Origin of the sequence: Curtobacterium sp. PhB115 (assembly GCF_003752025.1) — a bacterium.
Taxonomy (GTDB): Bacteria; Actinomycetota; Actinomycetes; order Actinomycetales; family Microbacteriaceae; genus Curtobacterium.
In genome coordinates this window covers 16,227-34,536 of record NZ_RJKR01000013.1, presented here as the reverse complement: position 1 = coordinate 34,536, position 18,310 = coordinate 16,227, and the positions used below count along the sequence as shown (strand labels likewise).

Annotated in this window: 17 protein-coding genes and 1 tRNA gene; 10 read left to right on the top strand and 8 right to left on the bottom strand. The window is 71.5% G+C overall.

The genetic code is table 11. The features are described from left to right. Positions 1–89: 89 nt before the first annotated feature. The 4 genes from EDF19_RS17935 to EDF19_RS17920 form a co-directional block, all read right to left on the bottom strand. Positions 90–1,334, bottom strand: a complete 1,245-nt coding sequence (locus EDF19_RS17935) for an MFS transporter (protein ID WP_123682220.1) — start codon at positions 1,332–1,334, stop codon at positions 90–92. Between the two features lie 35 nt (positions 1,335–1,369). Beyond that, a complete protein-coding gene (locus EDF19_RS17930; protein WP_123682219.1) occupies positions 1,370–1,942 on the bottom strand; it encodes a helix-turn-helix domain-containing protein in 573 nt (190 codons plus the stop codon). Between the two features lie 147 nt (positions 1,943–2,089). Continuing rightward, a complete protein-coding gene (locus tag EDF19_RS17925; protein ID WP_148071147.1) occupies positions 2,090–2,701 on the bottom strand; it encodes a hypothetical protein in 612 nt (203 codons plus the stop codon). 24 nt (positions 2,702–2,725) lie between these two features. Beyond that, positions 2,726–2,798: transfer RNA gene (locus EDF19_RS17920), tRNA-Val, on the bottom strand. A 40-nt stretch (positions 2,799–2,838) separates the two neighbouring features. On the opposite strand from EDF19_RS17920, the gene EDF19_RS17915 reads away from it, so the two are divergent. The 3 genes from EDF19_RS17915 to EDF19_RS17905 are packed head-to-tail and all read left to right on the top strand — an operon-like array spanning position 2,839 to position 4,930. Beyond that, complete coding sequence (locus EDF19_RS17915; RefSeq protein WP_123682217.1) at positions 2,839–3,366, top strand: hypothetical protein; 528 nt, start codon at positions 2,839–2,841, stop codon at positions 3,364–3,366. Between the two features lie 35 nt (positions 3,367–3,401). Then, entirely contained in the window at positions 3,402–4,382 is a 981-nt protein-coding gene (locus tag EDF19_RS17910) for an aldo/keto reductase (protein WP_123682216.1), read from the top strand. Beyond that, a complete protein-coding gene (locus EDF19_RS17905; RefSeq protein WP_123682215.1) occupies positions 4,379–4,930 on the top strand; it encodes a hypothetical protein in 552 nt (183 codons plus the stop codon). Before EDF19_RS17910 ends, EDF19_RS17905 begins: the two co-directional genes overlap by 4 nt. A gap of 196 nt (positions 4,931–5,126) precedes the next feature. Here the strand turns inward: EDF19_RS17905 and EDF19_RS17900 are convergent, their stop codons facing one another. Together EDF19_RS17900 and EDF19_RS17895 are read right to left on the bottom strand one after the other, a co-directional pair. Next, positions 5,127–6,710, bottom strand: coding sequence for a phenylacetate--CoA ligase family protein (locus EDF19_RS17900; protein WP_260217282.1), 1,584 nt, complete (start codon positions 6,708–6,710; stop codon positions 5,127–5,129). Next, positions 6,707–7,747, bottom strand: coding sequence for a hypothetical protein (locus tag EDF19_RS17895; protein WP_123682372.1), 1,041 nt, complete (start codon positions 7,745–7,747; stop codon positions 6,707–6,709). The genes EDF19_RS17900 and EDF19_RS17895 overlap by 4 nt, the downstream gene beginning before the upstream one ends. A gap of 103 nt (positions 7,748–7,850) precedes the next feature. Here EDF19_RS17895 and EDF19_RS17890 point away from each other — a divergent pair, with 103 nt between their 5' ends. From EDF19_RS17890 to EDF19_RS17870, 5 genes are all read left to right on the top strand, one after another. After that, a complete protein-coding gene (locus EDF19_RS17890) occupies positions 7,851–8,228 on the top strand; it encodes a holo-ACP synthase (RefSeq protein ID WP_185022935.1) in 378 nt (125 codons plus the stop codon). Between the two features lie 101 nt (positions 8,229–8,329). Beyond that, the gene (locus EDF19_RS17885) at positions 8,330–8,617 is read left to right on the top strand and encodes an acyl carrier protein (protein ID WP_123682213.1); all 288 of its coding nucleotides are present in this window, start codon (positions 8,330–8,332) and stop codon (positions 8,615–8,617) included. Continuing rightward, positions 8,614–9,795, top strand: coding sequence for an acyl-CoA dehydrogenase family protein (locus tag EDF19_RS17880; protein WP_123682212.1), 1,182 nt, complete (start codon positions 8,614–8,616; stop codon positions 9,793–9,795). Before EDF19_RS17885 ends, EDF19_RS17880 begins: the two co-directional genes overlap by 4 nt. Further along, positions 9,792–10,739 carry an amino acid--[acyl-carrier-protein] ligase gene (locus tag EDF19_RS17875; protein WP_221180697.1) on the top strand — a complete coding sequence of 316 codons (948 nt, stop codon included), beginning with the start codon at positions 9,792–9,794 and terminating at the stop codon, positions 10,737–10,739. The genes EDF19_RS17880 and EDF19_RS17875 overlap by 4 nt, the downstream gene beginning before the upstream one ends. After that, complete coding sequence (locus EDF19_RS17870; RefSeq protein WP_123682211.1) at positions 10,736–12,322, top strand: alpha/beta fold hydrolase; 1,587 nt, start codon at positions 10,736–10,738, stop codon at positions 12,320–12,322. Before EDF19_RS17875 ends, EDF19_RS17870 begins: the two co-directional genes overlap by 4 nt. 189 nt (positions 12,323–12,511) lie before the next feature. On the opposite strand, the gene EDF19_RS17865 is transcribed toward EDF19_RS17870, so the two are convergent. Together EDF19_RS17865 and EDF19_RS17860 are read right to left on the bottom strand one after the other, a co-directional pair. Beyond that, entirely contained in the window at positions 12,512–13,438 is a 927-nt protein-coding gene (locus tag EDF19_RS17865) for an alpha/beta fold hydrolase (protein WP_123682210.1), read from the bottom strand. A 53-nt stretch (positions 13,439–13,491) separates the two neighbouring features. After that, positions 13,492–13,980 (bottom strand): peroxiredoxin, encoded by a 489-nt coding sequence (locus EDF19_RS17860; RefSeq protein WP_123682209.1) that lies wholly within the window; start codon positions 13,978–13,980, stop codon positions 13,492–13,494. Between the two features lie 242 nt (positions 13,981–14,222). Here EDF19_RS17860 and aceE point away from each other — a divergent pair, with 242 nt between their 5' ends. Both aceE and EDF19_RS17850 read left to right on the top strand, forming a co-directional pair. Then, entirely contained in the window at positions 14,223–16,967 is a 2,745-nt protein-coding gene (gene aceE / locus EDF19_RS17855) for a pyruvate dehydrogenase (acetyl-transferring), homodimeric type (protein WP_123682208.1), read from the top strand. A gap of 97 nt (positions 16,968–17,064) precedes the next feature. Next, positions 17,065–18,219, top strand: coding sequence for a CdaR family transcriptional regulator (locus EDF19_RS17850; RefSeq protein ID WP_123682370.1), 1,155 nt, complete (start codon positions 17,065–17,067; stop codon positions 18,217–18,219). The last annotated feature ends 91 nt before the right edge of the window (positions 18,220–18,310 follow it).

Here is an 18,310-nt window from a genome sequence, read left to right as displayed (position 1 = left end):
GTCGGCCCTGGAACTGCACGAACGCGATGCCGGCTGCGCTCGACCGGAGCCCGTCGATCCGCTGCCAGGGTCGACGGAGCGGCGATGCGTCACCCGAGCGAGCCCGGGGCGGGATCCGGTCGCGGGGCCCGGCCGGACGCGCCGCGTGGTCGTCGAGCGAGCAGGACGAAGGCCAGCACGCCGGTGAGCGCGTAGGTGCCGGCTTGGACCTCGAGCAGGGGCATCGTGCCGAGCGGTTCTTGGAGGAGCCCGGCGATCGTGATCCCGAGCGCCTGGCCGACCGCCTGCCCGAGGCCGAGCGCGGCGAAGGCGCTTCCCCGGCGTGCGCCGTGCGTCGCCTGCTGCAGGAGGCTCGTCAGTCCCGCCCCCATGAACACCGCGGGCACGCCGATCGTGGCGAAGAGCAGCGCGTAGAGCGGCACGGCGTGGGTGACGAAGGACGCGTTCCAGCAGAGCACCGTGATGACCGTGAACGCGCTCGCGCCGACGAGCGCGAGCCGCAGGGCGTCGATCCTCGCGCCGAGGACGCCGAGCGCGAGGCCGGCCCCGATCGCCCCGATCGCCTGGACGCCGCGGAGGAGGCCGACGTCGGCTGCGTCCCCGCGGATCACGTCGGTCACGAAGAAGACGAACAGGACGAGGAAGAGTCCTTGTGCGACCGACGCGACGGTGTTCACCAGGATGAGGTGACGCGTGGTCCGGTCGGCGAGGGCGTGGAGGACGCCGCTGGTCCTCGGTCGGCCAGGCTGCTCGCTTGCGCGCCGGCTCGGATCGGCTCGCCGCTCGCGGGGCAGGCTGAGGACGAGGGCCGCCGCGACGACGTAGGAGCACATGTCGATCAGCGCGACGGTGCCGATCGACCCGACCGCGAGGAGCACGCCACCGAGCGGGCCACCGACGATCCGGCCGAGGTCGTTGTTCAGCCCGACGAGCGCGTTGGCGGAGTTCGCCCGCTCGAGCCCGACGAGGGTCGGCAGGAGCGCGTTCTTCGCAGGCAGGAAGAAGGCGCCGAACGACGCCTGAGCCACGATGACCCCGTAGACGATCGGCAGGTCTGACCAGGTGTGCACGAGGAGCAGCGGCAGCAGCGTCAGCGCCTGCCCGATCATCGCCACGACCATCACGAGCCGGTGCGACAGTCGGTCGGTCACCCGCGCGACGATCGGCGCGAGCAGGACCGGCGGGGCGAGCTCGAGGAGGAAGGCGAACGACGTGCCGAACGCGGAACCCGTGAGCTGGAGGACGACCAGCGGCAGAGCGATGAACATCAGCCAGTCGCCGGTGTCCGACACGAGCCCGGCGAGCCAGAGTCGCCGGAAGGCGGGCACCGCCATCGCTGAGTCCCTGATGCCGGGCCGGGCGGTCGTCGTCACCGCCGGTCCGATCCGAACCCGAACCGCGGGAAGGCGCTGAGCGTCAGGTGCACGTGCTCGGCGTCGACGGGCGCGTCCTTCCGGGTCGCCTGGATGTAGGGGCGGACGACCGCGTCGAGCTGTTCGACGATCTCGGACAGCTCGGCCGGCGAGAGCGCGAGCCCGTAGGTCCCGTGCAGGTCGACCGCTCGCCACTCCGGCGGAACCGCGTCACGGCCGCGGAGGTACTCGCGCAGGAGGTGGTGGTCGAGCTCGACCGAAGCTGCCAGCATCCGGTCGAGGCCGGCTAGGTCGGCCGGGTCGACGTCGTCCGTGGTGAACCCGGTGATGCTCGTGCGCCAGGGCCGGGACCGACCATCGCCCGACGGATCCGGTTCGACCAGCCCGTGGGAAGCCAGGACGCGGAGGTGGTAGCTGCAGTTCGACGGGGTGTCCCCGACCGCGCGGGCACACTGCGACGCCGTCGCTGGCCCCGCGGAGGCGAGGTACCCGAGGACGTCGAGGCGCACCGGGTGGGACAACGCATCGAGGACGCCGGGGTCGGCGAGGTTCGGACGGTTCTCCTGCATCGGGACTCCCTCGATCTGAAATGCTTTTTCAGATCGTACGTCGGCGCGGACAAACCTGCAAATGTCTTTCAGATCGACGAACGCTCCCGCTCGTCGAGCACACAGCAGGGCAGGCGCAACGACCTCGTTGCGGAACCCCTCTGCGGCTCAGAGGCGAGCGAGTTCAGTCGCCAACCACGCCGTGGGGATCAGCTCGGTCTTCCACACGTCAGCGACGGGGCCGGGTGCGACCCAGCCCTCGGCCCGGGCGGTCAGCCACCACGTGATCGGTGTGCACAACGAGATCACGCCGGGGGTGTCGGCGGTCTCCTGGGTGTTCAGGTCGAACTCGGTCGCGCGGACAGAGACGTCACGGTGGTCCCGAGTGTCGATGGCGATGTGGTCGGGCCCGGGTCCCCACACCGGAATCCAGGAACGGTTCCAGGTGTAGGCGCTCGTGCCCTTGGTCTTGAGATCCCAGCTCTCCGCGCTGAACGCGACGGACACCTGCCTGACACCGGCGTACCTGCCGAGATCAGGCCGCGCACCGTTGTGCCAGCCCCACCACACGATCGCTTCCTCCGGCACGGCGATGCCCCGAGGTGCCCAGGCCGCGTCGATGACTTCGCGCGTCACCCCGGGGGCCATGGTCTCCTGCAGGTCGTACCCGTCACGGAGACAGACGGCGTCGACCTCGAGCAGGAGCTCGGCGAGCAGTTCCGGGCCGGCGCCCCGCACGGACAGTCCGCCCGGGGTCATCACCGTGGACGGCAGTCTCACGAGGTGCACCTTCCGGTCCCGAGGTGGGCCCTGCCGGGATCGAACCGACGACATCCACGGTGTAAACGTGGCGCTCTACCAGCTGAGCTAAAGGCCCTCACGACGATTCTAGGGGCCACCCGGGTAGCCTCGCCCTCGTGAACGGTGTCGGTGTCCTCGACGAAGCCGGGCGGCTGCGGCTCCTCGGCTCCGGGGTGACCGGTGCCGCCTTCGCGGTGGTGCTCGTGATGCTCGTCCTGTCGTCCTGGACCGAGGCCACCACCACGGTCCTGGTGTCGGTGGGCATCCCCTCCGCCGCGGTCGGCGCCGCGATCGCCGTCGTCCTGCAACGCCGTGCCTGGCGCTCCGAGGGCGGGTACGGCCGCTCGGTCGTCGTCCGCGAGTGGATCGCCGACGGGCACGTCCCGAACCACGTCCCCGCCGAGCAGTGGATCCCCCTCGTGCAGGCGCAGGCGCAGCGCGAGGAGGCCGGGTGGGGCAAGCTCGTGATGAGCACGCTGTGGATCGCGATGACGTGGTCGATGCGCGACCAGCACCCGGCCCTGATCACCACGATGCTGATCCTGCTCTGGGTCGGGCTCGGTCTCTGGAGCGCGGCCTGGGTCATCCCGCGGGCACGCGCCGCACGTGCGCTCCTGCGCCGTGGCGTCTCGACCCCCGGCTGAGGCCCTCGCCGGAGCGCCTGACTACGCTCGGCACCATGCAGAGTCGCACCCTCGGTCGCACCGGCCGCGAAGTCTCCCCCATCGGTCTCGGCACGTGGCAGTTCGGCGGCGACTGGGGTCCCGTCAGCGAGGCCGACGCGAACGCCGTCATGGACGCCTCGGTCGAGTCCGGCGTCACGCTCTTCGACACCGCCGACGTGTACGGCGACGGCCGCAGCGAGCAGCTCATCGGGTCCTGGCGCGCGGCGAACCCCGACGTGCCGCTCACGATCACGACGAAGATGGGCCGCCGCGCCGACCAGGTCCCCTCGAACTACGTCGCCGCGAACTTCCGCGAGTGGGTCGACCGCTCCCGGACGAACCTGCGGCAGGACACGCTCGACCTCGTGCAGCTGCACTGCCCGCCGTCCGAGGTCATCGCCGACGACGCCGTCCACGACGCCCTCGATGCGTTGGTCGCCGACGGCTCCGTCGCCGCCTACGGCGTCAGCGTCGAGACCGCCGACCAGGCGTTGGCCGCGATCGCCCGGCCCGGCGTCGCGAGCGTCCAGATCATCCTCAACGCGTTCCGTCTCAAGCCGCTCGACCGCGTGCTGCCGGCCGCCCTGGAGGCAGGGGTCGGCATCCTCGCGCGCGTTCCGCTGGCATCGGGGTTGCTGTCCGGCAAGTACACGAGCGAGACGTCCTTCGCCGAGGGCGACCACCGCAACTACAACCGGCACGGCGAGGCCTTCGACCAGGGCGAGACCTTCAGCGGTGTCGACTACGACGACGGCGTGCGCGCGGCGCAGACGTTCGCGGCGTCCCTGCCGGATGCCGTCTCCGTCCCGCGGGCGGCCCTCGCGTGGATCATCGCCCAGGACGGCGTGACCGCGGCGATCCCGGGCGCGCGCAACCCCGAGCAGGCCCGGTCGAACGCCGCGGCGGGTGACCTGCAGCCGATCGCGGGTCTCGACGCGACCGTGCACGACCTGTACGACACGTTCTTCCGCGCGACGGTGCACGACCGCTGGTGAGGACCCGGAGCGTCGCGGTCGCGGTGGCCGCACTGCTGCTGCTGTCGGGCTGCGCGGCCCCCGGAGCAGTGGCCTCCCGCGACGCTCCACCCTGGCCGCGGCCGACGGACCTGTCCGCGCGTGCCGAAGCAGCCGGGCTCCGGAACGTCTGGGGCGAGCGGCTCGCCGAGCACGTCCACACCCACCTGACGATCCTGGACGGCGACGACCCGGTGACGGTGCCGGCGAACATCGGGCACTCCGACGACGAGGAGTTCGCCGCCGAGATCCACACGCACGACACCTCGGGCATCGTGCACGTGGAGTCCCCCACCGAGCAGACGTTCACGCTAGGGCAGTTCTTCGACGAGTGGGGTGTCTCGCTCGGCCCGGAGCACGTCGGCGGCCTGCGCGGTGAGCTCACCGTGTGGGTCGACGGTCACCGCCGGATCGGCAACCCGCGCTCCGTCGAGCTCACGAACCTGCGCGAGGTCGTCCTCGTCGTCACCACGATCGGCGAGGTCCCGCACCTTCCGGCCCCGTTCGACTGGCCCCCGCAGTACCACTGACCGCAGCACCGCCGACCCGCACCGTGCGAGGTTCCCAGCACCGTGCGACGCCGATCGCCTCGCACACCGCGCGGAACCTCGCACACTGCACACGCGCACGCGCACGCGCACGCGCACGCGCACGAGCACACGCGCACGCGCACGAGAACACGCGCACACGCGCACGAGCGCCGAGCGCACGCGCGCCCGCGCCCCCTCACGCCTCCTTCGGCGCCACCCACGACAGGTCGAGCGACCACTGCGACGCGGCCCCGGCCGGCAGCTGCCACACGTACTCGTTCTTGAGCTTCTTCCCGTCCTCGCGGAACGGCCCCGTCCGGTACGGGTAGAACGCCACGGTCGGCAGCGTCCCCGGCGGCGCCGTCCGGATCGCGTTCGAGAAGTCCTTGTTGAGCCGGCGCAGCTCGGCGACGACGGCCCCACGTGCCGCGTCCGCGTCGAAGCCGCCCGCCCCCGCAGCGAGCTGGAACGCGATGTGCAGCTGCCGGTCACCCCGGTCGTCCTCGTAGCTGATGAGCCGGTGGTTCTCCACGGCCTCGAGCAGCGCCGGGTCGCCGTAGACCACGTCCCGCACGACGTCGGGCGCGACGACAGCCCCGTTGTAGTCGACGGACAGGTCCGAGCGGCCGTAGTGGAACAGCAGCGGCAGGTCGAGTTCCGCGGCGTCGGCGAGTTCGTCGAACCCGTGGTCGTGCAGGACCCGGCGCAGCGAGCGCATCCGCACGACGTGCCCGCGGTCGTGGATGTTGTACCGGATCCGCGGGCTGATGTTCTCGGAGCGGGTGATCGTCACGACGAGTTCCCCGAGTTCGTTCGTCTCGATCAGGTACCCGAACGGGTTGAACTGGAACACCATCGGCAGCACGCCGTACTCGGCCTGCTTCGTCAGCGCCGCCGAGAGCTCCGGCGACCCCGCGATCGCCCGGCGCAGCTGCACGCTGAACGGCGTCTCGATGCCGAGGTTGATCTCCAGGTCGCTCGCCCCGTAGGACCCGAGCACGGCCTGCGCGTACTGCTCGATGTGGGCGCGCATGTTCTCGCTGATGCCCTCGCCACCGAACGCCGCGACGATCGTGTACTCGCTCCAGTCGAGCCGGTCGTCCTCGAACAGCGCCTTCAGGAACGGCGGGTAGCTGCAGATGATGTAGGTGAAGTCGGTGCCGAACTCCCGCATCGTCTGCACGATCTTGTCGCGGTCCGGCCCGATCGACTTGATCATCGACGACTCGGTCAGGGACGCGGTGACGTTCATGCCGGTCGCCCAGGCCCCGAGCGAGAACGCGTTGAGCACGAACGGCTGCTTCGGCAGGTCCTTCGCGGTGCGCGAGAACCCGAGCTGCAGCAGCTGCCGGGTGGCCTGCCGTTCGTCCGGCCCACGGACCCAGCTCGTCGGCGTGCCGCTCGACCCGCTCGACTCGTCCACGACGACGCCGCGCCGGGGCAGCCGTCCGTCGACGCAACGCTCCGGGATGCTCCAGCGCTTGACGTAGGAGTCCTTGTCCATCTCGGGCAGGCTCGAGATGGCTGCGGCGATCCCGCCACGCGTGTCCAGGCGGAAGGGCCGGGAGGCGCGCCCCGCCTCCGCCAGGAACGCCCGGTACGCGGGCACCCGCTTCGCCGCCCGCTCGGCGGTCCGCCAGGCACGCCAGCGCCCGAGCGTCCAGCGGAGCGGCTCGATGCCCGGCGTGAGCAGGAGCTTGTGGGTGCCGACCCGGGGCATGAACAGCGCCACGAAGGTCTCGACGACCCAGACGACCGAGAACACCGCCGCGCGCTTCACCGGGCACCCCCGACGGTCATCGCTGCTGCGGGTCTGCGGTGCGCGAGGGGCGGTGGCGCGCTGTGGCCGAACCGGAAGAGCATCCACGCCATCCGGCCGTCGGACTCGTCGACTCCGGCCCGTTCGACGAACGCGGCGTGCGAGCGCGGGTTCGTGATCACGGTGCCGAACGGGTGCAGGGCGATCCCGCGGGCGGTGAACTCGAGCCAGATCCGCATGAAGACGCGGCCGGCCTCGAGGTACTCCGCCGGCGTGCTGAACGGCCCCTCGAGCCAGCCGAGCTGCCGGACCCCGCGCATCGTCGACAGGTACACCTTCCGGAACACCCCGCCGACGCCCGGGGCCTCCCAGAGCCCGCGGTGCTCCATCGCGAACCGGAGCACCGGCCCGGGCATGAGCATCGTCTCGGCGGAGAGCCCGTCGCCGGTGGCCGCCGCCTGGCGCTTCGAGAACCGCAGCCAGTGCAGGATCTCGTCGTGCACGGAGTCGTGCTGCAGGTCGTCGAACAGGGTCTCCTGGTTCACCCGCACGATCTCGTCGACGGTCGCCCGGTCGGCCGTGCTCCGGAAGCGCTGCCCTGCTGCGGACGCGATGGCGGACGCGGCCGCGATCGCGGAGTCGTCCACCAGGGTCGCGTCGTAGGGCCTGCGCGACGTGCGCCTGGCGAGGAAGCGACCCAGTGCCTCCCGGTCGTCCGCGGTGACCGTGCGCGGACGCAACGTGACCGTGCCGAGCTCGTGCAGGTGGTCGTCGCCGTCGCCGTGCTCGAGGCGACCGAAGTCCATCTCGGCGTGGTCGAGCCGCTCGCGCACCGAGTAGCCGTGCGCACGGGCGACGACCTCGAGCCCCGCCAGGAACACCCCGGCGCAGACGTGTCCGAACGGGATGCCGAACGACTCGGCCGGCAGCCCCCGCCGCAGGTCGTAGAACACGGTCGCGGTGCGGTCGTCCTCGACCCGCACGACGATCGGTTGTGAGTTGTGCGGCGACGGGTAGTGCCGCGCGTCCTCGATGATGCCCGTCCACGGTGATGCCATCGTTCCCCCTCGGTGGTCCCTGGCACCGATCATACGAACCGCCTCCGACGCGCATGCTCCTCGCGGCATGCGCACCGGACACCGGCCCCGTAGCCTCCTGTCCATGACCACGATCCGGACCGGCACCGACCTCGCTGCGGCGGAGGACGTCGTCGCGGGCATCACGGCGCACGGCGACCGCTACCTCGACCGGCTCTTCACGCACCGTGAGCGCACGGACTCCGGCGACGACCCGGAGCGGTTGGCCGCGCGGTTCGCCGGCAAGGAAGCCGTGGTGAAGCTCCTCCGGCCGGCGCTCGGCGACGCGGTCCCGTTGCGTGATGTGGCCATCGTGCTCGACGACCGGGGTGCACCGACGGTCGAGCTCTCAGGAGCCGCCGCGGCCCTCGCCGAGGCGATCGGGTGCGGGCCGATCGCCGTCTCCCTGGCGCACGAGCGGGGTCTGGCGGTCGCGACCGCGGTGGCGCTCTCCGACCGCTGACACCGGGATCTGTACGGCAGTACAGCGGCGGTTTCCCGCGTGCGGTTTCGCGCACCCGCACGGCGGTTTCCCGAGGCCCGCTCCTCCATATGGTTGCCGTCATGGACCAGGACCCGAACCCCTCCAGCACCACCGCCACACTCGTCGACGCGAGCACCGACCATGCCGTCCGACGCGCACTCGCCGACCACGGACGACTCACCGTCGACGCGTGGGACGTCGCCTCGATCGCCGACCTCTACGCGCTCGGGCTGACCTCGCACGCCACGGTCAACGTGATGCTCGCCGTCGAGTCCGACCTCGACGTCGAGTTCCCCGACTCGGTGCTCAACCGCTCGACCTTCGCCACCGTGGAGTCCATCGTGGCCGCCGCGGAGCTGGCGTCGTGACCCTGGCACCGACCCTTCCGGCACCCTCGATCGTCGACCGGTTCGCCGAGCGGGCGGCTGCCGTCGCCGAGGTCGCCGCGCAGTTCGCGGAGGAGGTCGACCGCGACGCACGCCCGCCGCGCGAGGCGATCGCCGCGATGCGCGAGTACGGCCTGCTGGCCGCCGCCGTCCCGTTCGAGCACGGCGGCGAGGGTGCGACCGTCGCCGAGCTCTCCGCGATCGCCACCGAACTCGGGCGCGCGTGCGCCGCGACGGGCATGGTCTTCGCGATGCACCAGGGCCAGGTGATGGCCCTCTGGCGGCACGGCGGTGACGGAGCCGGCGTGCTCGACGCCATCGCGGCCGTGCGCGACGGCGCCCTCGTCGCCTCCGCCACCACCGAACGTGGTGTCGGCGGCGACGCCCGTCGTTCCACCTGCTCGATCGAACCCACCGACGACGGCCGGATCCGCCTGCGCAAGGACGCGCCGGTGATCTCGTACGCGACCGAGGCCGACATGGTCTTCGTCACCGCACGTCGCGACCCGGATGCTCCGGCCTCCGACCAGCGCCTCGTGATCTGCCGGACCGACGCGATGCTCCTGTCGCAGACGTCGACGTGGGACACGATGGGCCTCCGCGGGACGTGCAGCAACGGGTGGGTCCTCGACACCGAGACCACCGTCGACCGGGTGTTCCGCGACGACTACGCGGCCATCTCGGCGCAGACGGTGCTGCCGGTCTCGCACGTGCTGTGGGCCTCGGTCTGGCTCGGCATCGCGACCTCGGCGTCCGAACGGGCGCGGAGTGCGGTGCGCAAGCAGGCACGCGCGGCGATCGGGACGACGCCGCCCGGTGCCCTCCGGCTCGCCGAGCTCCTGGTCGACCTGCAGGGCCTCGCCGACACCGTGCGACACGCGGCCGAACGGTTCGACGCCGCGGCCGACGAGCCCGAGGTCCTCGCCTCGAGCGCCTACGCCCTCGCCGCGAACGCCCTGAAGATCGGGTCGTCCGAGCGGGTGACCGACATCGTCACGAAGGCGCTGCGCATCGTCGGGATCGCGGGCTACGCGGCCTCCGGTCCGACGAGCATCGCCCGACACCTCCGAGACGCCCACGGTGCCGCCGTCATGGTGAGCAACGACCGTCTCCTCAAGAACGACGCCGACCTGGCACTCATGACGGGAGTGATCCTGTGACGATCACCGACCACACCACGACCACCGCGCCGGACCTCGACGCCGCACGGGCAGCGCTCCGCGCCCGACTGCTCGCCGACGGCGTGCTCATCGACCTCGGCTCCCCCGGCCTCTACGGACGCACCGGCGTCTTCGAGCGGGTGTACACCGCGGTCGACGCCGCCGCCGCCGGCAGCCAGCAGGACCTGGACGCAGAGGTGCTCCGCTTCCCGCCGGTCGAGCCGCTGGCGTCGTTCGAGCGCACCGACTACATCGCGTCCTTCCCGGACCTCGCCGCGTCGATCTCGGCCTTCACGGGCGACGACCGGACGCACCGGGCGCTCCTCGCCGCACGCGAGCGCGGCGAACGGTGGGAGGGTTTCCTCGAGCCGGCCGACCTCATGCTCACGCCCGCCGTGTGCCACCCGGTCTACGGCCTGGTCGGCGACACCGTCCCGCAGGAGGGCCGCTTCTTCGACATCGTCGGCGACTCGTTCCGCCGCGAGCCGTCGCGCGACCCGATGCGCCTGCAGGCCTTCCACATGCACGAGTTCGTGCACATCGGCACGCCTGAGTCCGCGAAGCAGCACCGTGACGGCCGGATCCCGGTGATGCGCGCGCTGCTGGAGTCGTTCGGCCTCGAGATCGACGTCGTCCCCGCGAACGACCCGTTCTTCGGCCGCGTCGGACAGATGCTCGCCAGGAACCAGGTCGAGCAGGCGCTCAAGTTCGAGTTCGTCACGCCCGTGTACGGCGACGACCACCCGACCACGGCGATCAGCTCCGCGAACCTGCACGAGGACCACTTCGGCACCTCGTTCGGCCTCAGCACCCCGGACGGCGAGGTCGCCCACAGCGCGTGCATCGCCTTCGGTCTGGAACGCATCACCATCGCACTGTTCGCCGCACACGGCACGGACGTCGACGCCTGGCCGGCGTCGGTCCGCGCGGCCCTGGCACTGTGACGACGCTGCACGGGTGGTCCGGGTCGCCGGCCGTCCGGGTCGCCGTGCAGCTGCCGTCCGCCGCCCGGGCGGGCGTCGTCATCTGCCCTCCGCTCGGGCAGGAGGGCGTCATCGCGTACCGCACACTCCGCCTGCTGGCGGACCGCCTGGAGGCCCGTGGCATCGCTTCGGTGCGCTACGACCCGTCCGGACGTGGGGACGGCGCACCCGACGCCTCCTCCGACGCGCAGGTCCGGTCCGCGCGCCACGCGGCCGCCGTGCTGCGCACGGCGGGGATCGGCCAGGTCGCGTTCGTCGGGCTGGCCTCCGCCGCACTCGTCGCCGCCGCTGCCGCACAGGACGACGACGGGCTCGTGCTCTGGGACGCGCCCCAGTCCGGCCGCGGCTGGCTCCGTCGGCAACGTGCCCTCGCCGCGATCACCATCGGCTCCGACCGGATCGTCGACGGGGTCGAGAGCCTGATCGGGATGGACCTCGGGCCCGACGAGGCCGCCGAGCTGTCCGCCCTCGCGTTCGTCCCCCGCTCCGGGCCGACCGTGGCACTGGTGCGTCCGGGTTCCCGCGCGCCGAAGGGCCTCGGCGCCGTCCCGACCACCGAGGTCACCGGCAGCGCCGAGCTCCTCGACGGCACGAGCATCCACGCCCGCATCCCCGGCGCCGCCGTCGACACCGTCGTCGCCTGGCTCGACGACTGGGCGCCGACCGGCACCGTGCGGACACTGGCACCCGCGCTCGACGAGGTCCTCGACATCGACGGGCGGGTGTCCGAGCGCATCGTCCGGCTCGGTCCCGACGAACTGTTCGCGATCGAGACCGTGTCATCGGCGCAGGACCACGACGCCCCCGTGGTGGTGCTGCACAACGGCAGCGCCGAACACCGTGTCGGCGCCACCGACTACCAGGTCGGGCTCGCCCGCGCGCTCGCACGCGACGGGGCCCGCGTGGTCCGTGTCGACAGGAGCGGCACCGGCGAGAGCTCTGCGGTGCACGACGACGAGCGCAGCTTCCTCTTCGGCCAGGAGTGGGTCGACGACCAGACCGCCGTCCTGAGCGCCCTCGGGACCCCGTCCGACCGGCTCGTGCTCGTCGGGATGTGCGCAGGCGCCTGGGTCGCCGGCCGCGCGGTCGAGGAGGCCCCACGACTCGTCGTCGAGATCAGCCCCAACGACTACCGCCGCGTCCCCGCCGACCCCGGCAGCTACGCCGACGCCGTGCGCGCGATCGACGCCCCGTCGGCCGCCCGTGCCTGGGTCCGGCAGCGCTACAACGTGTTCGTCCCGAAGGCGGTGCGTGACCGGATCGCCCGGCGCGACCGGATCGGCGGGGTGGTCGGGCACGTCCGGCCCCTGGTCGAGCAGGGCACCGACGTCGTGATGATCGTCGCTCCGGAGGACGCCGCGATCTTCGACCAGCTCGGCGGCCCGAGGGCGGTCCGTCGGTACGGCGGTTCCGGTGCCCGCGGGTCGGTGTCGGTCGTCCGGGTCGAGGAGGGCGACCACGCGCTGTTCTCACCGGTGATGCGCGAAGCCGTCGTCGCCGAGGTGCGTTCCCGCGTCGCGGCGACGTTCCCCGTCCGCACCTGACCGCGGGCGCTCGGCGGGCAGTCCGTGCGGGCAGTCCGTGCGGGTGCATGGTGCGACGATCCACGCGTCGAACGACTCGTGGTCCGTCGCTGAATGCACACGCATCCGATGCGAGTGCATGTTGCGACGATCCACGCGTCGAACAACTCGTGTGTCGTCGCCCGATGCAGACGCATCCGCGCGCCGGGGTCAGACGAGGGCGAGCGTCCGGGCGACCGCGGTGGGGTGCTCGACGTGGGCGAAGTGGCCGCAGTCGTCGAGCAGCACCGTGCGGGTCTGCGGCACGAGCGCCCGCAGGGCCTCCAGGTCCGAGACCCTCGCGAACACGTCGTCGCGCCCGGCGATCGCGGTGACCGGGCAGGACACCGACCGCCAGCGCCCGAGGTCGTAGTCGCCTGCCGCCCGCGCCGCGTCGGTGAACCGCGTCGGCCGGAGCTCCTCGACGAAGGCGTCCAGGACACTGGCGTCGAGCCGGCGCACGTGCGTGAACACCGGCGCGGCGACGAGCGGCAGCAGCCCCACCCGCGCGAGTCCGCGGAGCATCGGCCGAGCCGCCTCGCCGGTGACGGTGAGTCCTGCGCGCAGGAGCGTGAACGCCGGCAGCGTGCAGAGTCCTCGCAGCGGGTGCCGGGCGGCGTCTGCGGTCGCGACCGTGGTGCCGGACACCAGGGCGACGGAGCGGACCCGCTCGGGCGCCACGACGGCGAGGTGCAGGCCGACGAACGCCCCCATCGAGTGCCCGACGACGTCGACGCGGTCCACCCCGAGCGTGTCGAGGACGGTGGTCAGCGCCCCGGCGACGACGTCGAGGTCGAGCGGTCCGTCCGGGGCCGGTGACGACCCCCAGCCGGGCAGGTCGACGAGCACGAGCCCGCGGTCGCCGATGCCGTGCGCGGCCCGCAGCACCGGGGTCCAGGTCGACCAGGACCCAGCGACGCCGTGGAGCAGCAGGAGCGGGTCGTGCCCCGGCCGGTGGTGCACCATGATCGGCCCGGACGGCGTCGGGACCTCGGTGCGCCGGAGGTGCCACGTGGCGGCCGTGGCCGACACCGGGAAGGGCGCGTAGGGCTCGGCGGTGACCACACGCTCACGCGCGTCCGTGTCGATGGCGTGCACCGTGCCTCCCGTCCGCTGGCGACGCGGATGCGTCGCAGGAGGGATTCGGAACGCTAGCCGACGGGGACGGGTGCGGCGCAGGCCGCGAGGCGGTCGAGCGCTGCCTTGTACTCGGCGACGTCGCGCTGCAGGCCGGGCTCGGTGATGATCGACGCCTTGATGCGACCCTGGACGTCGATGACGAAGGTCGCGCGGGTGGCGAAGCCCTTGTGCTCGAGGAAGACCCCGTACTCCTTCGACACGGCGCCGTGCGGCCAGAAGTCGGCGAGGAGCTCGAAGTCGTAGCCGTTGACCTCGGCGAAGGACCGGAGCGTGGCCTTCGAGTCGACCGAGATGCCGATCAGCTCGATGCGCTGGTCCTGGAACATCGCGATGTTGTCCTGCAGGGCGCAGAGCTCGTTCGTGCAGGTCGACGAGAACGCGAGCGGGAAGAAGACGAGTGCGACCGGGCGGTTGCCGCGGAAGTCGCTGAGTCGGACGTGCTCACCGAACTGGTTCGGGAGCTCGAAGTCCGGCGCGAGTGAGCCGATCTCCAGTGCCATCGGTACGTGTGCTTCTTCCTCGGGCGTGGGGTGTGCCCGTCGGGTCCGTGCGCACGCGGATCGCGTGTGCACGATCGGCCATGCTACGCCGACGACACGCGAATGCAAGCACCCGTCCACCTGCGCGTCACCATCAGCATCAGCGTCGGTGCTGGGGCCTAGAGTGGACGGGGCCCCAGCCGGTCGTGACCCGACCACCGGAGCCGCCATGTCCACCACCACGAGAACGAACGAGGTCAAGGGTGACGGTGAACGACCAGGACCCGTACAGCACCGGGGCGAACGACCAGGACCCCGAGGAGACCGCCGAATGGCGTGAGTCCCTCGACGGATTGGTCCAGACCCACGGACACCAGCGCGGTCGAGAGATCATGCTGAGCCTGCTCAAGCGGTCCAAGGAACTGCACCTCGGTGTGCCGATGGTCCCGACGACGGACTACGTGAACACCATCGCTCCGGAGAACGAACCCGAGTTCCCCGGTGACGAAGAGCTGGAGCGCCGGTACCGCCGCTGGATCCGCTGGAACGCGGCCATCACGGTGCACCGCGCGCAGCGGCCGGGCATCAGCGTCGGCGGCCACATCTCGACGTACGCGTCGAGCGCCGCGCTGTACGAGGTCGGCTACAACCACTTCTTCCGCGCGCAGGACCACGCGTCCGGCGGCGACCAGGTGTTCTTCCAGGGCCACGCCTCTCCCGGCATGTACGCCCGCGCCTACATGGAAGGGCGCCTCGGCGAGGACCAGCTCGACGGGTTCCGTCAGGAGAAGTCGCACGCCGGCGGCGGCCTGTCGTCCTACCCGCACCCGCGGCTCATGCCGCACTTCTGGCAGTTCCCGACCGTGTCGATGGGCATCGGCCCGATCAACGCGATCTACCAGGCGCAGCAGGCCAAGTACCTGTCGAACCGCGGCATCAAGGACGCCTCCGACCAGCAGGTCTGGGCGTTCCTCGGCGACGGCGAGATGGACGAGGTCGAGTCCCGCGGGCAGCTCCAGGTCGCCGCGAACGACGGCCTCGACAACCTGAACTTCGTCATCAACTGCAACCTGCAGCGACTCGACGGTCCGGTCCGCGGCAACGGCAAGATCATCCAGGAGCTCGAGGCGTTCTTCCGCGGTGCCGGCTGGAACGTCATCAAGGTCGTGTGGGGCCGCGAGTGGGACTCCCTGCTCGCCAACGACACCGAGGGCGCGCTCCTCAACCTGATGAACCAGACGCCGGACGGCGACTACCAGACGTACAAGGCCGAGAACGGCGCGTACGTCCGCGAGAACTTCTTCGGTCGCGACCCGAAGGCGCTCGAGCTGGTGTCGGACTACTCCGACGACCAGATCTGGAACCTCAAGCGCGGTGGCCACGACTACCGCAAGGTCTACGCCGCGTTCAAGGCCGCGACCGAGCACAAGGGCCAGCCGACCGTCATCCTCGCGAAGACGGTCAAGGGCTACGGCCTCGGCCCGAGCTTCGAGGGCCGCAACGCGACCCACCAGATGAAGAAGCTCACGCTCGACAACCTCAAGCAGTTCCGCGACGAGATGCGCATCCCGATCTCCGACGCGCAGCTGGAGGAGAACCCCTACACGCCGCCGTACTACCACCCGGGCAACGACGACGAGGCGATCCAGTACATGCACGAGCGTCGTCAGGCGCTCGGTGGCTACGTGCCGGAGCGTCGCACGAAGTACACCTCGATCACCCTCCCCGAGGACTCGAAGTACCAGGTCGTGAAGAAGGGCTCCGGCAAGCAGGAGATCGCCACCACCATGGCGTTCGCCCGGCTGCTGAAGGACCTGCTCCGCTCCCCGGACTTCGGCGACCGCGTCGTCCCGATCATCCCGGACGAAGCACGCACGTTCGGCATGGACGCGTACTTCCCGACGGCGAAGATCTACAACCCGAACGGCCAGCACTACACGTCGGTCGACCGCGAGCTCCTGTTGGCCTACAAGGAGAGCCCGCAGGGCCAGATCATCCACGTCGGCATCAACGAGGCAGGTGCCCTGGCGGCGTTCACCGCGGTCGGCACCTCGTACTCGACGCAGGGCGAGCCGCTCATCCCGGTCTACGTCTTCTACTCGATGTTCGGCTTCCAGCGCACCGGTGACGCGATCTGGGCCGCCGGTGACCAGATGGCCCGCGGCTTCATGATCGGCGCCACCGCTGGTCGCACGACGCTGACGGGCGAGGGCCTGCAGCACGCCGACGGCCACTCGCTGCTCCTCGCGGCGTCGAACCCGGCCGTGGTGTCCTACGACCCCGCGTACGGCTACGAGATCGGGCACATCGTGCAGGCCGGCCTCGACCGGATGTACGGCACGGACGAGGCCGGCTCGCCGAAGCACGCCGACCCGAACGTCATGTACTACCTGACGGTCTACAACGAGCCGATCGTCCAGCCGGCCGAGCCGGAGGGCGTCGACGTCGAGGGCATCGTCAAGGGCATGTACCTGCTCAAGCAGAGCGAGCACGACGGCCCGAAGGCCCAGCTGCTCGCGTCGGGTGTCGCGGTGCCGTGGATCCTCGAGGCGCAGCAGCTCCTCGCCGAGGACTGGGGCGTCTCCGCCGACGTGTGGAGCGTCACGAGCTGGGGTGAGCTGTACCGCGACGGTCTCGCCGCGGACCAGCAGGCGTTCCTCAACCCGAACGAGTCCCCGCGCACGCCGTACGTCACCGAGCGTCTGCTCGGCACCGAGGGCCCCGTCGTCGCCGTGAGCGACTTCATGCACCAGGTGCAGGAGCAGATCCGCCCGTTCGTGCCGACCGACTACGCCACCCTCGGCGCCGACGGCTTCGGCTTCTCGGACACCCGTCCGGCCGCTCGCCGCTTCTTCCACATCGACGGCCCCTCGGTCGTCGTGCGGACGCTGCAGCAGCTCGCCCGTCAGGGCAAGGTCGACGGCGCGCTCGTCCAGCAGGCGATCGACAAGTACCGCCTGCACGACGTGACCGCCGGCACCACGGGCAGCGCGGGCGGCGAGAGCTGATCAGCCGGTGACGCCAGTCCGACCGGACACAGAGGGCCTCTCGAAGGCCCAGAGCCAGGAGAGCGCGCGCGAGCGGGCGCTCTCCTGGCTCCGTCAGGTGTCCGGGGAACTCTCCACCGCCACGATCAAGCGCCTCGAGGACACCCTCCCCTGGTACAGCGAGATGCCACCGGGGCGTCGCTCCGCCGTGGGCCTCGTCGCCCAGGCGGGCATCACCTCGTTCATCAGCTGGCTCGAGGGCACCGCGTCGACACCGTGGATCGCCGCGGCCGACGTCTTCGGCTCCGCGCCGCGGGAACTCCTGCGCTCGGTGAGCCTGCAGCAGACCCTGCAGCTCATCCGCGTCGTGGTGACCGTCGTCGAGGAACGTGCCGCCGACGACGAGATGCTGCAGGAAGCGATCCTGAAGTACTCGCGGGACATCGCCTTCGCGGCGGCCGACGTGTACGCCCGCGCGGCCGAGGCCCGCGGCCTGTGGGACGCCCGGCTCGAAGCGCTCGTGGTCGACTCGATCCTGTCGGGCGAGTACGACGACGAGCTGCCGTCCCGCATCGCCGCCCTCGGGTGGCACGGACACGGCGAGGTCGCGGTGCTCGTCGGCACGGCGCCGAAGCAACTCGAGGTCGACCAGGTCCGTCGCACCGCTCGCCACATGGACGCCGACGTGCTCGTCGGGGTGCAGGGTTCGCGGCTCGTCGTCGTGATCGGTCGGGCGACCCCGCGGGACGACGTCCCCGAGGGCGAGGAGCCCGTCTCCTTCACGACCATCGCGCAGGCGCTCGAACCGCTGTTCGGCGAGGGCCACCTGGTGCTCGGCAACGAGGTCCCCGGGGTCGTCGACGCGTCGACCAGCGCGAAGGCCGCCCTCGCCGGGTTCGCCGTCGCACGGGCCTGGCGCGGGGTGCCCCGTCCGGCGCTGGCCGACGACCTGCTGCCCGAGCGTGCGCTGGCGGGCGACCCGCTCGCCCGCTCCGCCCTCGTGCAGCGCATCTACGTGCCGCTGAAGGACCAGTCCACCGAGCTCCTGCAGACCCTCTGGTGCTACCTGGACACCGGTCGGTCGCTCGAGGCCACGGCACGCGAGCTGTTCGTGCACCCGAACACGGTGCGGTACCGGCTCCGCCGGGTCGCCGACATCATCGGGTGGGACGCCACACACGCCCGCGACGCCCTGATCGTGCAGTCGGCGCTGATCCTCGGCGCGATGTCGGAATCGGCGACCGGTCGCCGACGTCCCGTCGCGCGACGGTAGGGCCGATCGGGTGACGATCCCCACAACGTCTCGCGGGGTTTCGTGTGGGAAGTCCACACGGGCCCCGCGGTGCGTGGGCGGCAGGATTGTC

Excerpts from the sequence above, each read along its gene's own strand:
- EDF19_RS17860 (WP_123682209.1), bottom strand. The coding sequence starts at position 13,980 with ATGGCACTGGAGATCGGCTCACTCGCGCCGGACTTCGAGCTCCCGAAC.
- EDF19_RS17935 (WP_123682220.1), bottom strand. The coding sequence starts at position 1,334 with ATGGCGGTGCCCGCCTTCCGGCGACTCTGGCTCGCCGGGCTCGTGTCG.
- EDF19_RS17930 (WP_123682219.1), bottom strand. The coding sequence starts at position 1,942 with ATGCAGGAGAACCGTCCGAACCTCGCCGACCCCGGCGTCCTCGATGCG.
- EDF19_RS17885 (WP_123682213.1), top strand. The coding sequence starts at position 8,330 with ATGGACCAGGACCCGAACCCCTCCAGCACCACCGCCACACTCGTCGAC.
- EDF19_RS17895 (WP_123682372.1), bottom strand. The coding sequence starts at position 7,747 with ATGGCATCACCGTGGACGGGCATCATCGAGGACGCGCGGCACTACCCG.
- EDF19_RS17910 (WP_123682216.1), top strand. The coding sequence starts at position 3,402 with ATGCAGAGTCGCACCCTCGGTCGCACCGGCCGCGAAGTCTCCCCCATC.
- EDF19_RS17890 (WP_185022935.1), top strand. The coding sequence starts at position 7,851 with ATGACCACGATCCGGACCGGCACCGACCTCGCTGCGGCGGAGGACGTC.